This is a genomic window from Massilia putida (genome assembly GCF_001941825.1).
In the GTDB taxonomy this organism is placed as follows: Bacteria; Pseudomonadota; Gammaproteobacteria; order Burkholderiales; family Burkholderiaceae_D; genus Telluria; species Telluria putida.
In genome coordinates this window covers 4,112,024-4,126,036 of sequence record NZ_CP019038.1, presented here as the reverse complement: position 1 = coordinate 4,126,036, position 14,013 = coordinate 4,112,024, and the positions used below count along the sequence as shown (strand labels likewise).

Sequence of the window (14,013 nt, the reverse complement as noted above, 5' to 3'; positions counted from 1 at the left end):
CCCGTACTGACGGGCTTCCTGTGGAATCGACCCTCGGTTCCCACCGTCAGTACGATTGTGTAGAATCGCCTGCATCCTGGGAGTTGCCTCCCGTTATCGTCTATGAAAGCCAGTCAATCATGAAACCTGTCGTCATCAGCGGCACCGGCCTGTTCACGCCACCGAATTCGATCTCCAACGATGAGCTGGTGACAGCGTTCAATGCCTACGTCGACCTGTTCAACGCCGAGCACGCCGAGAAAATCGCGGCCGGCGAAATCACCGCGCTGGAACCGTCCAGCAGTGCCTTCATCGAAAAGGCGTCGGGCATCAAGTCGCGCCATGTGATGGAAAAGGCCGGCATCCTCGACCCGACCCGCATGACGCCGCACATCAAGGAGCGCGCCGACGAGGAATTGTCGCTGCAGGCCGAGATTTGCATCGCCGCCGCCCGCCAGGCGCTCGCCCGCGCGGGCCGCACGCCGGCCGACATCGACATGGTGCTCGTCGCCGCCAGCAACATGCAGCGCGCCTATCCGGCCATGGCCGTCGAGGTGCAGGACGCGCTCGGCATCGAGGGGTATGGCTTCGACATGAACGTCGCCTGCTCGTCCGCCACGTTCGCGATCCAGACCGCGGCCGCCGCCGTCCAGACGGGCCAGGCGCGCGCCGTGCTCGTGCTGGATCCGGAGATCACGAGCGCCCACCTGAACTTCCGCGACCGCGACAGCCATTTCATCTTCGGCGACGCATGCACGGCGATGGTCATCGAAGCGGCCGAGACGGCCACGAGCGCGCACCAGTTCGAGATCCTCGATTCGAAACTGAAGACGAAGTTCTCCAACAATATCCGCAACAATTTCGGCTTCATGAACCGCTTCGACGAGGACGGCATCGGCCAGCCCGATAAACTGTTCCGCCAGCAGGGCCGCAAGGTGTTCAAGGAAGTCTGCCCGATGGCCGCCGCGATGATCCGCGACACGGTCGAACACGCGGGTCTGCGCATCGAAGACATCTCGCGCTTCTGGCTGCACCAGGCGAACCTGAGCATGAACCAGCTGATCGTGCGCACCCTGCTGGGCCGCGACGCCACGCCGGAAGAAGCGCCCGTCATCCTCGACACGTACGCGAACACATCGTCGGCCGGTTCGATCATCGCGTTCCACGCGTACCAGGACGACCTGCCCAGCGGCGCCAACGGCGTCATCTGCTCGTTCGGCGCCGGCTACTCGATCGGCTGCGTCGTCGTGCGCAAGAAATAGCATGGTCGTGCAGGGCGTACCGCAGAGCTACCAAAAATCGCCGTTACGACAAGAAAGTCGGTAGTTCCAGTCCTACAAAGGTGCGCTCCCTGTTCCTCTGGAATAGCGCGTTCCCCGCGCGCATGATCCTCCTGTCAGCGCATCAGCATGCGCAGCTCACAGGAGGATCAAATGACCAAACAAAAAGGGCCGGACAGCACGCGCGCCCGCGGCATCGCCAAGGAAAAAACCGTCACGGTCGCGGAAGGCAGCCAGCAGCCGCGCGCACCGGGCTGGGTGGCGCCGGGCAGCGCCAACGTCCAGTCGGCCAATATCGAACAGCAGGGTGCGGCCCTGCGTTCGCGCGGGGCGCTGCAGGGCGGCCCCGACAACTTGAACGTGGGCAGCCAGCGCGGCGGCGCCGGCGCCCAGCAGGCGGGCTGGAGCGCCCGCCAGAGCGCCCAGCGCATGCAGGCGCGCGGCGAGGAAGACCGCCTGAACGCATCGCGCCAGTCGGGCTACGGCGGCATGGAACAGCAGCAGAAAGGCGGCTCGCTGGAATCGCCGACGGGATCCATGCAGAGCGAAGCCAACATGCCGCGCCAGGGCGATCAGACGGCGCAGCCGGGGTCGGATTATCGCAGCAAGAAGAGTAAGAAAAAGAGTACTGGAGCGGGGCAGTAAGGGCGGTGCTCGCACGTCGTCCCCGCGAAAGCGGGGAACCATGCTGAGGCACCGAAGTCGTATCAGTCGATCGCACACGCGGTACTTCAGCAACACGAATCCTGTTGCTCAGTATGGGTTCCCGCCTTCGCGGGAACGACGGATCTAGCCGTCCGTGCTATAAACGCGCCGCCAGCTCCGCCCCTTCCCGGATCGCCCGCTTCGCATCCAGCTCCGCCGCCAGCGCCGCGCCGCCGATCTTGTGGAACGCCGGCCCGCCTCGCTGACCCTCCGGCGGCATCAGCTCCGCCAGGCTCTCCTGCCCGGCGCAGATCACCACGTTGTCCACTTCCAGCAGCTTGGATTCTCCGCCGATCGTGATGTGCAGGCCCGCGTCGTCGATGCGGTCGTACTGCACGCCCGCCAGCATCACGACGCCGTTGCGTGCCAGCGTCGCGCGGTGCACCCAGCCCGACGTCTTGCCCAGGCCCGCGCCCGGCCGCGTCGTCTTGCGCTGCAGGAGCCAGATGCTGCGCGCGGGCGCCATGCCGTGCGGTTTGACCAGGCCACCCGGCGCGGCCACGTCGAGATCGACGCCCCATTCGCCGGCCCAGTCCTCGACCGGCTGCGGGCGCGGCGCGTTGGCGTCGTGGATCAGGTATTCGGCCGTGTCGAAGCCGATGCCGCCGGCGCCGATGATCGCCACGCGCCCGCCGACGGACGCCCCCTCGCGCAGCACGTCCAGGTAGGACAGCACCTTCGGATGGTCGATGCCCTCGATGCGGGGACGGCGCATGGTGACACCCGTCGCGACGATCACGTCGTCGTAGCCGGCCGCGACGAGTTCTTCGCGCGTGACACGTTGTCCAAGGCGGACCTCGACGCCGGCGAGTTCCAGCTGGCGGCCAAAATATCGGACGGTCTCCGTGAATTCTTCCTTGCCGGGGATGCGCATGGCGATGTTGAACTGGCCGCCGATGCGGTCCCAAGAGTCGAACAGCGTGACGGCGTGGCCCCGTTCCGCCGCCACCGTCGCGGCGGACAGTCCGGCCGGTCCGGCGCCGACGACGGCGATGCGCTTGCGGCGCGCCGCCGGCCGGACCACGAGTTCCGTCTCGTGGCAGGCGCGCGGGTTCACCAGGCAGCTCGCGCGCTTGTTGGCGAACGTGTGGTCCAGGCACGCCTGGTTGCAGGCGATGCACGTGTTGATGCGGTCCGCCTGTCCCGCCGCCGCCTTGTTCACCCAGTCGGGGTCGGCCAGGAACGGGCGCGCCATCGACACCAGGTCCGCGCTGCTTTCAGCCAGCAGGCGCTCGGCGTCGGCCGGCATGTTGATGCGGTTCGACGCGACGACGGGAATCGTGACCGCAGCGCGCAGCCGCGCCGCGACGCCGGCGAACGCGGCGCGCGGCACCGACGTGACGATGGTGGGAATTCTCGCCTCGTGCCAGCCGTAGCCGGTGTTGAGGATCGTCGCGCCCGCGCCTTCCAGCGCCTGCGCCACCTGCACGATCTCGTCCCACGTGTTGCCGCCGTCGACGAGGTCCAGCACGGAATGGCGCACCATGATGATGAAGTCGCGGCCGACGGCCGCGCGGATGCTGCGCACGATCTCCACCGGCAGGCGCATGCGGTTCTCGATCGGCCCGCCCCACGCGTCGGTACGGCGGTTCGTGCGCGAACAGAGGAACTGGTTGATCAGGTAACCCTCGCTGCCCATCACTTCGACGCCGTCGTAGCCGGCCTGTTGCGCCAGCCGCGCGCAGCGGACGTAGGCCGCGATGGTCGACTCGATGCCGCGCGCCGTCAGCGCGCGCGGGCGGAACGGCGAGATGGGCGACTTGATGTCCGATGCGGAGACGACGAACGGCTGGTAGCCGTAGCGGCCCGCGTGCAGGATCTGCAGCAGGATCTTGCCACCCTCTTCGTGCACGGCGCGCGTGACGCGGCGGTGGTTGAACACGTCGCCGCGGAAGTTCAGCGTGCCGCCGAACGGCAGCAGCCAGCCCTGGCGGTTCGGCGAGATGCCGCCCGTGACGATCAGGCCCGCGCCGCCGCGCGCCCGCTCGCGATAGAACGCGGCCAGTTTGCCGTAGTTCCAGAAGCGGTCTTCGAGCCCGGTGTGCATGGAGCCCATGATCACGCGGTTCTTCAGCGTCGTGAATCCGAGGTCGAGGGGCGACAGGAGGTGCGGATAGGCGGCAGTGGGCAGCGGGGCGGTCATGGGCACGGCGTGAGTGGTCATCCCGGCATTACACCGGGATTTCGTCGAGCCGTGGTTCTAATCGAATGCGGCGCGAACGTCAGGCCGGATAACTCTCCGGCGTGCGCAGTTCGGCGAACTGCTCGATGCTGCCGATGCGCACCGTGACGGGGTTCAGGCTCGTATGCGGCGCCAGCGAGCGCCACGCGAACTTCCACTCCTTCTCGCGGGCGTCGCCGGCCGAGCGCGAAAACGCCTGGCCGAGACGCGAGCGCACGCCGTATTCGACGGGGCCGTCGATGCCGGCCCAGTTGGGCAAGGTGCGCTGGACCGCGCGGTGCAGGCGCTCGCCGAATTCCTCGGTGTTGTGGATCACGAGGCAGCTGTCGGCCGGGCCGAGGACGTCGAACAGGTTCCTGTTCCACGCGGTGGAGAACGACAATGTGAGGAAGCCGTTCTCGGGTTGGAGTTTGAACTGGCCGGAGGACAGCGCCAGTTCCAGCTCGGCGCGCAGGCCGTAGCGGTGCAGGGTGGGAGGACGTTGGTAGTCGTGCATGATGGTCTCGATTCTTGAAGTCTAGCCCGGCCTGGCCGGATCGTCGTGACGGTGGATGCGCATGTAGCGGAACGAGACGGATACTTCGCGCAGCAGGAAAATGAAACTGGCAATCAGGGCGACCATGGCCACCACGAACATGCCTGCGATATAGCGGTCCAGCGGCAGGTTCGTCGTATCGCCGAGGAACAGGCAGGCGATGATCACGCAGATCAGGAAGCCGCAGCCGGTGCCGGCCGTGATCGCATAGTTGATCAGCTGCCAGCGCTGGTACAGCACGTCGAGCTCTTCGCTGCAATCGGGGTCGGGGCCTTTGCGCAGCTCGATCTTGAGCTCGCGGGTACGGTCGATGATGCGCGCGAGGCGGCCCATCAGGACCCCGAGCTTGGTCGCGACGCCCGTGAGCAGGAACACGGGCGCGATCGACAACTGGATGACATGGCCGATGTCGTTGGTCTGGATATTCATACTGCGTAGCTTGTCGTTATTGTAAGAAGCTGGGGACAGTGTAGCAGGCGGCGGCCTCCGTCCCCGTTACTGTCGTTTCAATCGAAACGGCCGTGGCGCTTGAACTGCTCCGTGGCCGCGACGAGGGCGCGCGCAATACCCACCTCGAGCGCGCCATGGCCGGCGTCCGGGATCATGCGCAGGCGCGACCCGGCCCAGGCCTGGTGCAGGCGGTACGCGGACAGCGGCGGGCAGATCACGTCGTAGCGGCCCTGCACGATCACGGCCGGCAGGTGGGAAATGCGGCCGACGTCGCGCAGCAGCTGGTCGGGCTCGAGGAAGGCGCCGTGCGCCATGTAGTGCGATTCGAGGCGGCCCACGCCCAGGTCGAGCGTGTCGGACGAGTGCTCTTCTTCCTGCGGCAGCAGGAACACGCGGCGGCCCTCGAAGCGGCTCCACACGCGCGCGGCGGGCCAGTATTGCTGCGGGTCGTCGCACAGCAGGCGCTTCGTGTACGCGCTCAAGAGGTCGCCGCGTTCCTCAAGGGGAATCGGCGCGACGAATTCGTCGTACAGCTCCGGATAGAACCACTGCACGCCGTACAGGAAGAATTCGATCTCGGCCGGCGTGCACAGGAAGATGCCGCGCAGGACGAAGCCCAGGCAGCGCTCCGGGTGCGCCTGTCCGTAGGCCAGCGCGAGCGTCGACCCCCACGAGCCGCCGAACACGAGCCAGCGCTCGATGCCGAACATCGTGCGCAGGCGTTCGATGTCTTGGATGAGCAGCTGCGTCGTGTTGTTGCGCCATTCGCCCAGCGGCGTCGACTTGCCGGCGCCGCGCTGGTCGAACAGGATCACGCGGTACGTGGCCGGGTCGAAGAAGCGGCGGTGCTGCGGCGACAGGCCCGCGCCCGGGCCGCCGTGCAGGAACACGACGGGGATGCCGTTCGGGTTGCCCACCTCTTCCCAATAAATCGTGTGCAGGTCGTCCACGGCCAGCATGCCATGACGGTTCGGGAGGATGGGCGGGAACAGCGACGGCGGGGTGACGGGCATGGCGGATCGGTCAGCGAAAAAACGACAACCGATTGTAGCCTACCGCCCGGCCGTTCTAGAAGAAAGTGTTGAGTGCGAATTCCACGGCGTAGTCGTCGTCCACGGCCAGCAGCAGCGGCCAGCGGTCGAACGTCGTGCACGGATGCGAGATGCCGCAGCCGACCAGGTCGCCCACCGCCAGCATGTCGCGCACCGGTCCGTCCGGCAGGCGCAGGTACGCGTGCTGGTCGTTCATCTTGACGATCTCGCAGCCGTCCGGCAGCGTGTGCGCGGCGCCGGGGCCCGGACGGTGATGCCACAGCGGCAGCGGCAGGCCGGCGTCGTGCGACGCGTCGCGCTTGCCCATCGTGAGGATCGCGAGGCCCGGTTCGGGACGCGACTGCACGACGCTCCAGATCTCCAGCGCCGGCCGCAGGCCTTCGTCCGGTTTTACACCTTCGCGCGCGTCGAGCGCTGCGATGTGGCGCCGGTACATCCCGTGGTCGCTCGTCAGGTAGCAGCCGCTGCGCAGCACGGGGACCAAAGGCCGCGACAGGCCGTGCAATTCCTGGAAGCCGCGCGCGACGAGGTCGAAGTACGACGAGCCGCCCGCCGTCACGAGGATCTCGCGCGTGCCGAACAGGCCTTCGTCGTCGGCCTCGCGCACGAGCGCGCACAGGCGCGCGACGAAGCTTGAGACGGCGCGCAGGTCGGCATCGTGGTCGTCGGAGACGAGCAAGCCCTCATAGCCTTCGAAGCCGGCGAGCACGAGGCCCGGCGCCCGTTCGATGGCGCGCGCCACCGTCAGCGCTTCCTCCGGCGTGCGGCAGCCGGCGCGCTTGCCCGACAGGCCCAGTTCGACCAGCACGGACAACGGCCGCGTGAGCGGGTGCGCGTCGACTTCCTCCGACAGGCGCGCCACGCCGGCCAGCGAGTCCGCCAGCACGACGCATTCGAAACCGGGGTCGTCGTGCAGCAGTTGCAGCACCATGCGCACGTCGCTGCGCGCGACGAGCTGGTTCGCGACGAGCACGCGGCGCACGCCGAAGCGGTGCGCCACCCGCACCTGCACCGCGTTCGCCAAGGTGATGCCCCAGGCGCCAGCCGCCAGCTGGGCGCCGAACAGCTGCGGGCACATCGTCGTCTTGCCGTGCGGCGCGATGCGCACGCCGTGGCGTTCGCAAAAGTCGCGCATCCAGTCGAGATTGTGGCGCAGCGCGGACGTTTTAAGGACCGCGACGGGATAACTCGTATCGCCATGCAGCACATTCCAGCCCTGCACGCCGATGGCGCCCTGGCGCAGCGGCGCCGTCAACGGCAAGCCCTTCACGCCGGGCAGCAGCATCTGTTCTTCCAGGCTGGACAGGGCCAATGCGCCGTGCGGCAATGCATTCATGATGGTCGTCTCCAATCAAGCGTCGAGGCTGCGCAATTCGTCCTCGAGGTCCACGCGCAGCAGGCCCGGCGTGGGCATCACGCCTTTCGAACCGGGCGTGCGGAAGATGCCGGGCACGAGGCCGTCCTGCTGCAGCTGGGGCAGCAGCTCGCCCAGCAGGTCGTCCAGGGAAAAGGCGTGCGGCTCGTACCCTTCCCACTCGAATTCGGCGCACAGCTGCGCGAATTCTCGGTCCGGCCACATGGCGAACACGAGCGTTCCATCGTCCTTTTCGGCCAGCGCCCAGCCGTTGCGGTACAGGCCCCACACGATGCCCGTGGCGGCCACGCGCTTGACGAAATATTCATAGCGCTGCGGCGCCGGCAGGCGCACCACGGCCTTCACTTGTTCAGTATCGATCATCGCCTTCTTCCCACGCGCGCCCGATGGCGGCCGTCGGAACGAGGATACGACACCTGGCCGTGCCCCGGCGCGCAGGCGAACACCGGGGTCAGAGCCCTGTTTTAGGAAATTGCCTAAAATCGGGCTCTGACCCCGGTTGCAAGGGTGAGGCTTACTGCATGTGCTGGCCGCCGTTGATGGCGATGTTGGCGCCGGTGACGAAGGCTGCCTCGTCCGACGACAGGTACGCGACCAGGCCGGCGACTTCTTCCGGCTTGCCCAGGCGGCCCATCGGGATCTGCGGCAGGATCTTCGATTCCAGCACTTCGGCCGGGATGTCGGTCACCATCTTGGTGCCGATATAGCCCGGCGAGATGGTGTTGACGGTGACGCCCTTGCGCGCCACTTCCAGCGCCAGGGCCTTCGTGAAGCCGTGGATGCCGGCCTTGGCCGCCGAGTAGTTGGTCTGGCCGAACGCGCCCTTCTGGCCGTTGACGGACGAGATGTTGATGATGCGGCCCCAACCGCGCTCGACCATGCCGTCGGCGACGGGCTTGGTCATATTGAACACGGAATCGAGGTTGGTCTTAATGACCGCATCCCAATTGACCTTGTCCATCTTCTTGAAGGTCATATCGCGCGTGATACCCGCGTTGTTGACCAGCACGTCGACCGGGCCGACTTCCTGCACGACCTTGGCTACGCAGGCCTGGGCCGAGTCGTAATCGGACACGTCGCACTCATAGGCCTTGAAGTCATGGCCCTGTTCGCGCATCGACGCCAGCCAGCCTTCCGCCTTCTTGCTGCCCGGCGAGTACGTCGTCACGACCTTGTAGCCGAGCGCCGCCAGCTTGATGCAGATCGCTTCACCCAGGCCGCCCATGCCGCCGGTCACTAATGCCACTCTAGCCATTGTCTTCTCCTAGTTTTTCGCTTGATAGCGTACACACTTTGTTGACTACGAAACCCGCACGGCGCCCCAGCGGTGGCGCCGTGCGGATGATGAATCAGCGCTCGACCGCCAGGGCAACGCCCATGCCGCCGCCGATGCACAGGGCAGCCAGGCCCTTCTTGGCGTCGCGGCGGATCATTTCGTGCAGCAGGCTCACCAGCACGCGCGCGCCCGAGGCACCGATCGGGTGGCCCAGCGCGATCGCGCCGCCGTTGACGTTGATCTTCGACGTGTCCCAGCCCATCTGCTTGTTGACGGCGACGGCCTGGGCGGCGAAAGCTTCGTTGATTTCCATTAGGTCGACTTCGTCGTGCGTCCAGCCGGCCTTTTCCAGCGCCTGGCGGGCGGCGTCGACCGGGCCCATGCCCATGATGGCCGGGTCCAGGCCGGCCGACGAATAGGCCTTGATGCGGGCCAGCGGGGTCAGGCCCAGTTCCTTGGCCTTCGAGGCCGACATCATGATCACGGCGGCGGCGCCGTCGTTCAGGCCGGACGCGTTGCCGGCGGTGACGGTGCCCTCTTTATTGAAGGCCGGACGCAGGCTGGACAGGCCTTCCAGCGTGGCGCCGTGCTTCGGATACTCGTCGGTATCGAAAACGGTGGTGCCCTTCTTGGAGGCGATCTCGATCGGGATGATCTCGTCCTTGAACTTGCCGGCCTTTTGCGCGGCTTCCGCCTTCAGCTGCGATTGCAGCGCGAATTCGTCCTGTTCCTGGCGCGAGATCTCGTACTTGCGTGCGACGTTCTCGGCCGTCACGCCCATGTGGTACTGGTTGTAGACGTCCCACAGGCCGTCGACGATCATCGTGTCGGTCAGCTTGGCATCGCCCATGCGGAAACCGTCGCGCGAACCGTTCAGCACGTGCGGCGAAGCGCTCATGTTTTCCTGGCCGCCGGCGATCACGATGGACGCGTCGCCGCACTTGATGGCCTGAGCCGCCAGGTGGGTGGCGCGCAGGCCGGAGCCGCACACCATGTTCAGGGTAAAGGCCGGCACTTTGTCCGGCAGGCCGCTCTTGATGACCGCCTGGCGCGCCGGGTTCTGGCCGACGCCGGCCGTCAGGACCTGGCCCATGATGACTTCGCTGACCGCGGCCGGATCGATGCCCGTCTTCGTCAGCAAGTGCTTGATGACCTGGGCGCCTAGCTCGGCAGCCGGAATTTTTGAGAGCGTGCCACCGAACTTGCCGATTGCAGTACGGCCTGCGGCCACGATTACGACATCTTCCATATCAATCTCCGGTATCCCGGCCCCAGCGGCCGGGGTTCAATGAGTGGACAGCCCTGCTGTCGGCCTTTTTCTGACCAGGCCTGGAAGAATCCAAAAACAAGCACAACGGTTGCGGTAAGCCGGTGACATCGCAAACATGGGTTACATCGGATGCGGGTGACGCCGGCGTGTGCGGCAGGTCGACCATGTCGTGCGCTTGATGAATCTCAATCTCCGCTAAGGCTTGGGCAGAAAGCCAACAATATTAGTGACCTCGCTTAAAATTTGTTTAAGCAAAATCAATCTTATCAGCTTATGCAACGGAAAAAACAGTCTATTTCTTGATTTGGCTTAAGGCTGAGCATCTTTATCAGACATTATTTTTGTTCAGGAAACAGGGGTTGCCGCCCGTATAAACTCGGCCAAAACCCTTTTCCGTTGGGCTAAATTTCACAGTAGAATGCACGGGCTAAGCCAACCACATTGATTTATGCCCAAAAGCTCGAGCCCCCTACCCATCGAAATCAAGATCTCCACGGTCGTGGCCATTTCGACCATCCTGCACTCGGCCGATCCGATCGCGATCGATGCCGCGCTCAAGCAGATGACCGGGGGTGTATCCGATTTCTCCGAGGATGAATTCGCCGTCATCGACGTCGCCGGCATCGCCGAGGAAGCTGCGCACATCGACTGGGAGTCGCTGGTCGCGCTGCTCAAGAAGTACCGGCTGAACGCCGTCGCCGTGCGCGGCGCGCCGGCCAAGCTGCACGACGTGATCCGTGCCCACGACCTGTTCCTGGACGACGGCACCAGCGGCTTGCAAACCAGCGCCGGCCGCGACCGCGAGATGCCCGCGCCTGCCCCCGCGCCCGCGCCGGTCGACACGGCCGCCCCGGCACCCGCCCCCGCGCCGGCCGCCCTCGCGCCGGTCCAGGCGATGATCGTCGACACGCCGGTGCGCGCCGGCCAGCGCATCTACGCGCGCGGCACCGACCTGATCGTGACTGCCGTCGTGAACAATGGCGCCGAGCTCATCGCCGACGGCAGCATCCACGTGTACGCGCCGCTGCACGGCCGTGCCCTGGCCGGCGCGTCGGGCAATGCGGGCGCGCGCATCTTCGCGCTGCAATTGCAGCCGGAACTGGTGTCGATCGCGGGCGTTTACCGCACGTTCGACGAGGGTTTTCCGGCCGAGGTGGCACGCCAGCCGGCACAAATCCGTTTGGTCGGCGACCGAATCGATATATCATCGCTGGGTTCGGCGACCCGCAACTAAAGCGCGCCATGTACCAGCACTGACCAGATACTGAAAAGGACACAATTTTTTCATGGCAAGAATTATCGTTGTAACGTCCGGTAAGGGCGGTGTGGGCAAGACCACTTCGAGCGCAAGCTTCTCGACTGGCCTCGCGATGCGCGGCCACAAGACCGCCGTCATCGACTTCGACGTCGGCCTGCGCAACCTCGACCTGATCATGGGTTGCGAACGCCGCGTCGTCTACGACCTGATCAACGTCATCAACGGCGAAGCGAGCCTGACCCAGGCCATGATCAAGGACAAGCACTGCGACAACCTGTTCATCCTGCCGGCATCGCAGACGCGCGACAAGGACGCGCTGACCGAAGAAGGCGTCGAGCAGGTGCTGAACGAGCTGGTCAAGATGGACTTCGAATACATCATCTGCGATTCGCCGGCCGGTATCGAGCACGGCGCCCTGATGGCGCTGACGTTCGCCGACGAGGCCCTGATCGTGACGAATCCGGAAGTGTCGTCGGTGCGCGACTCCGACCGCATCCTCGGCATCCTGCAGGCCAAGTCGCGTCGCGCCCAGAGCGGCGGCGAGCCCGTCAAGGAACACCTCTTGATCACCCGCTATTCGCCGCGCCGCGTGGAAAACGACGAGATGCTGTCGTTCCAGGACGTGCAGGAAATCCTGCGCATTCCCCTGCTCGGCATCATCCCGGAATCGGAAGCCGTGCTGCACGCGTCGAACCAGGGCAATCCGGCCATCCATTTCAAGGACACGGACGTGGCCCAGGCCTACCAGGACGTCGTGTCGCGATTCCTGGGCGAAGAAGTCCCGCTGCGCTTCACCAACTACGAAAAGCCGGGTTTCCTGCAGCGTCTGTTCGGAGCAAAGTGATATGCCTCTGCTCTCATTCCTGTTCCCCAAGAATCAGAAAAGCGCGACGGCGGCCAAGGAAAGGCTGCAGATCATCATCGCCCGCGAACGCAGCGGCCGCGGCGGCCCGGATTTCCTGCCCGCCCTGCACCGCGAGCTGATCGAAGTGATTTCCAAGTACACGAAGGTCAACGCCGAGGACATCAAGATTTCCCTCGACCGCCAGGGCAACCTGGAAGTTCTCGACGTCAACGTCGTCCTGCCGGACGCGTAGGGTGGGCTCCCGAGCCCACGCGTAACGTATGCGGTTCGCTGACGTTCGCGTGGGCACAGCGTGCCCACCCTACCAAGCGTCCCGGTCCACCCTATGCCGTTGCCGCCGACACCTCGCGCGCCACGCGCGAACAGGCTTCCACGTGCTGGTATCCCATCTGCCTGAATAACGCGAAGCCGATCGCCGCCGACGCGACTTGCCCCGCCAGCGGCACGATCTTCGCCGCCGACTTGGCCGCCAGCTTGGCGCCCGACTTCCGCAACAGTTTCAGGACGAGTTCCTTCGTCACAATCTTGCCCACCAGCGTACCGCCCAGCGCCGCCACGGCCTGGTAGGCGGCGATGCGCATGCGCGGCTGCAGCCGGTCGATCTGGTCGGGCGACAGTCCGAACGCTTGGTTGATCTCTTCCACCATCACGGCAAAGCTGGACAGGTCCGCCACGACGTCCACGCCCGGCAGGGGAATCACGGACACGCCGGCGGAGATGGCCGCGCGCTTGCGCACGAGGCCGCGGCAACGCTCGCGCACCCGTTCGAGGTCCTCGCCGGAGACCGGCAGCAGGGCCAGCTCCCCGCTCTTTTCCTGGCTTTTTTTCCTGAACATATCCACTCCTGACCAAAGGATGTCAGGACAGTGTAACCGCGAGTGTGTCATCGGCTTGACACAACTATGACGTAATTACCCAACGAAAATGTGAATTTATCTGAGGCATCGGTAGCTTTGCGTTTTAAAAGTCTGATATATTTAGTGACATTGTAGGAATGTTCCTACAGTGATGTCCTACAGTCCCACAGCTAAGACAGCCTGAAAATCATGAGAATATCCGTACTGGACAACGATACGACCCAGGCAGAACTCATCTGCCAAGTTCTGAACGGAGCTGGGCACAGCTGTCAAGCATTTGACAGTGGCAAAGAGTTGCTGGGGCAACTGCGCAAGGACAGCACCGACCTGCTGATCGTCGACTGGCAAGTGACCGACGTCCCGGCGGCGGAACTGCTGCGCCGTGCCAAGGAAAAACTGGCGCCGAATACCCCGACCATGTTCCTTGCCGGCAGCGCTGCCGAAGACGACATCGTCGCCGGCGTCACGGCCGGTGCCGACGACTACCTCGTCAAACCGCTGCGCCGCGGCGAGCTGGTGGCACGCACGCAAGCGCTGCTGCGCCGGGCTTATCCGTCGCAGAACGGCGCCGAACAGCTGCAATTCGGCCCCTACATCTTCGAAACCCGCCCGGGGCGCCTGATGATGGACGGCGAGCAGATCGACGTCACGCACAAGGAATTCAACCTGGCGCTGCTGTTTTTCCGCAACCTCGGCCGTCCGCTGTCGCGCGCCTACATCCACGAGTCGATCTGGGTGCGCGAAACGGCCGTCCCGTCGCGCACGATGGACACCCACGTTTCGCGCGTGCGCAACAAGCTGCGCCTGCGTCCGGAAAACGGGTTCCGCCTCGTGCCGGTATACAGTTACGGTTATAGGCTGGAAAAGCTGGGCGCGTGAAACCCTGCCGCGGTAGGGGTATAATGGGCACGCTGCCCAATTTTTGATCA

The 14,013-nt window shown here is 65.2% G+C and carries 15 protein-coding genes; 6 read left to right on the top strand and 9 right to left on the bottom strand.

Annotation, left to right across the window (positions count from 1 at the left end):
• The first annotated feature begins 119 nt into the window (after positions 1–119).
• Positions 120–1,241, top strand: coding sequence for a beta-ketoacyl-ACP synthase III (locus BVG12_RS20560; protein WP_075794029.1), 1,122 nt, complete (start codon positions 120–122; stop codon positions 1,239–1,241).
• A 171-nt stretch (positions 1,242–1,412) separates the two neighbouring features.
• Positions 1,413–1,904 carry a hypothetical protein gene (locus tag BVG12_RS20555; protein ID WP_229503669.1) on the top strand — a complete coding sequence of 164 codons (492 nt, stop codon included), beginning with the start codon at positions 1,413–1,415 and terminating at the stop codon, positions 1,902–1,904.
• A gap of 157 nt (positions 1,905–2,061) precedes the next feature.
• On the opposite strand, the gene BVG12_RS20550 is transcribed toward BVG12_RS20555, so the two are convergent.
• From BVG12_RS20550 to BVG12_RS20515, 8 genes are all read right to left on the bottom strand, one after another.
• Positions 2,062–4,128: an NADPH-dependent 2,4-dienoyl-CoA reductase gene (locus BVG12_RS20550; protein WP_307189079.1), complete on the bottom strand. Its 2,067-nt coding sequence runs from the start codon at positions 4,126–4,128 to the stop codon at positions 2,062–2,064.
• A gap of 58 nt (positions 4,129–4,186) precedes the next feature.
• The gene (locus BVG12_RS20545; protein WP_075794026.1) at positions 4,187–4,642 is read right to left on the bottom strand and encodes a hypothetical protein; all 456 of its coding nucleotides are present in this window, start codon (positions 4,640–4,642) and stop codon (positions 4,187–4,189) included.
• A gap of 21 nt (positions 4,643–4,663) precedes the next feature.
• Positions 4,664–5,110 carry a DUF2721 domain-containing protein gene (locus BVG12_RS20540; protein WP_075794025.1) on the bottom strand — a complete coding sequence of 149 codons (447 nt, stop codon included), beginning with the start codon at positions 5,108–5,110 and terminating at the stop codon, positions 4,664–4,666.
• A 77-nt stretch (positions 5,111–5,187) separates the two neighbouring features.
• Positions 5,188–6,144 (bottom strand): prolyl aminopeptidase, encoded by a 957-nt coding sequence (gene pip, locus BVG12_RS20535; RefSeq protein WP_075794024.1) that lies wholly within the window; start codon positions 6,142–6,144, stop codon positions 5,188–5,190.
• A gap of 55 nt (positions 6,145–6,199) precedes the next feature.
• Positions 6,200–7,519 (bottom strand): amino acid deaminase, encoded by a 1,320-nt coding sequence (locus BVG12_RS20530; RefSeq protein WP_075796476.1) that lies wholly within the window; start codon positions 7,517–7,519, stop codon positions 6,200–6,202.
• 15 nt (positions 7,520–7,534) lie between these two features.
• Positions 7,535–7,921, bottom strand: a complete 387-nt coding sequence (locus BVG12_RS20525; RefSeq protein WP_075794023.1) for a DUF2750 domain-containing protein — start codon at positions 7,919–7,921, stop codon at positions 7,535–7,537.
• A 151-nt stretch (positions 7,922–8,072) separates the two neighbouring features.
• The gene (gene phbB / locus BVG12_RS20520) at positions 8,073–8,813 is read right to left on the bottom strand and encodes an acetoacetyl-CoA reductase (protein WP_075794022.1); all 741 of its coding nucleotides are present in this window, start codon (positions 8,811–8,813) and stop codon (positions 8,073–8,075) included.
• 94 nt (positions 8,814–8,907) lie between these two features.
• Entirely contained in the window at positions 8,908–10,083 is a 1,176-nt protein-coding gene (locus tag BVG12_RS20515; protein ID WP_075794021.1) for an acetyl-CoA C-acetyltransferase, read from the bottom strand.
• A 469-nt stretch (positions 10,084–10,552) separates the two neighbouring features.
• On the opposite strand from BVG12_RS20515, the gene minC reads away from it, so the two are divergent.
• From minC to minE, 3 genes are read left to right on the top strand one after another with little or no spacing between them, the layout of a single operon-like run.
• Positions 10,553–11,338: a septum site-determining protein MinC gene (gene minC / locus BVG12_RS20510; protein ID WP_075794020.1), complete on the top strand. Its 786-nt coding sequence runs from the start codon at positions 10,553–10,555 to the stop codon at positions 11,336–11,338.
• A 52-nt stretch (positions 11,339–11,390) separates the two neighbouring features.
• Complete coding sequence (minD, locus tag BVG12_RS20505) at positions 11,391–12,206, top strand: septum site-determining protein MinD (protein WP_075794019.1); 816 nt, start codon at positions 11,391–11,393, stop codon at positions 12,204–12,206.
• Position 12,207: 1 nt separating this feature from the next.
• Positions 12,208–12,459, top strand: coding sequence for a cell division topological specificity factor MinE (gene minE, locus BVG12_RS20500; protein ID WP_036231293.1), 252 nt, complete (start codon positions 12,208–12,210; stop codon positions 12,457–12,459).
• Positions 12,460–12,550: 91 nt separating this feature from the next.
• Here the strand turns inward: minE and BVG12_RS20495 are convergent, their stop codons facing one another.
• Entirely contained in the window at positions 12,551–13,063 is a 513-nt protein-coding gene (locus BVG12_RS20495) for a DUF697 domain-containing protein (RefSeq protein ID WP_075794018.1), read from the bottom strand.
• 210 nt (positions 13,064–13,273) lie between these two features.
• Here BVG12_RS20495 and BVG12_RS20490 point away from each other — a divergent pair, with 210 nt between their 5' ends.
• Complete coding sequence (locus tag BVG12_RS20490; RefSeq protein ID WP_075794017.1) at positions 13,274–13,963, top strand: response regulator transcription factor; 690 nt, start codon at positions 13,274–13,276, stop codon at positions 13,961–13,963.
• The last annotated feature ends 50 nt before the right edge of the window (positions 13,964–14,013 follow it).

Coding starts and splice junctions, on each gene's coding strand:
- BVG12_RS20560 (WP_075794029.1), top strand. CDS start 120: ATGAAACCTGTCGTCATCAGCGGCACCGGCCTGTTCACGCCACCGAAT.
- BVG12_RS20545 (WP_075794026.1), bottom strand. CDS start 4,642: ATGCACGACTACCAACGTCCTCCCACCCTGCACCGCTACGGCCTGCGC.
- minE (WP_036231293.1), top strand. CDS start 12,208: ATGCCTCTGCTCTCATTCCTGTTCCCCAAGAATCAGAAAAGCGCGACG.
- BVG12_RS20515 (WP_075794021.1), bottom strand. CDS start 10,083: ATGGAAGATGTCGTAATCGTGGCCGCAGGCCGTACTGCAATCGGCAAG.
- BVG12_RS20550 (WP_307189079.1), bottom strand. CDS start 4,128: ATGACCACTCACGCCGTGCCCATGACCGCCCCGCTGCCCACTGCCGCC.
- pip (WP_075794024.1), bottom strand. CDS start 6,144: ATGCCCGTCACCCCGCCGTCGCTGTTCCCGCCCATCCTCCCGAACCGT.
- BVG12_RS20490 (WP_075794017.1), top strand. CDS start 13,274: ATGAGAATATCCGTACTGGACAACGATACGACCCAGGCAGAACTCATC.
- minC (WP_075794020.1), top strand. CDS start 10,553: ATGCCCAAAAGCTCGAGCCCCCTACCCATCGAAATCAAGATCTCCACG.
- BVG12_RS20555 (WP_229503669.1), top strand. CDS start 1,413: ATGACCAAACAAAAAGGGCCGGACAGCACGCGCGCCCGCGGCATCGCC.
- phbB (WP_075794022.1), bottom strand. CDS start 8,813: ATGGCTAGAGTGGCATTAGTGACCGGCGGCATGGGCGGCCTGGGTGAA.
- minD (WP_075794019.1), top strand. CDS start 11,391: ATGGCAAGAATTATCGTTGTAACGTCCGGTAAGGGCGGTGTGGGCAAG.
- BVG12_RS20530 (WP_075796476.1), bottom strand. CDS start 7,519: ATGAATGCATTGCCGCACGGCGCATTGGCCCTGTCCAGCCTGGAAGAA.
- BVG12_RS20525 (WP_075794023.1), bottom strand. CDS start 7,921: ATGATCGATACTGAACAAGTGAAGGCCGTGGTGCGCCTGCCGGCGCCG.
- BVG12_RS20540 (WP_075794025.1), bottom strand. CDS start 5,110: ATGAATATCCAGACCAACGACATCGGCCATGTCATCCAGTTGTCGATC.
- BVG12_RS20495 (WP_075794018.1), bottom strand. CDS start 13,063: ATGTTCAGGAAAAAAAGCCAGGAAAAGAGCGGGGAGCTGGCCCTGCTG.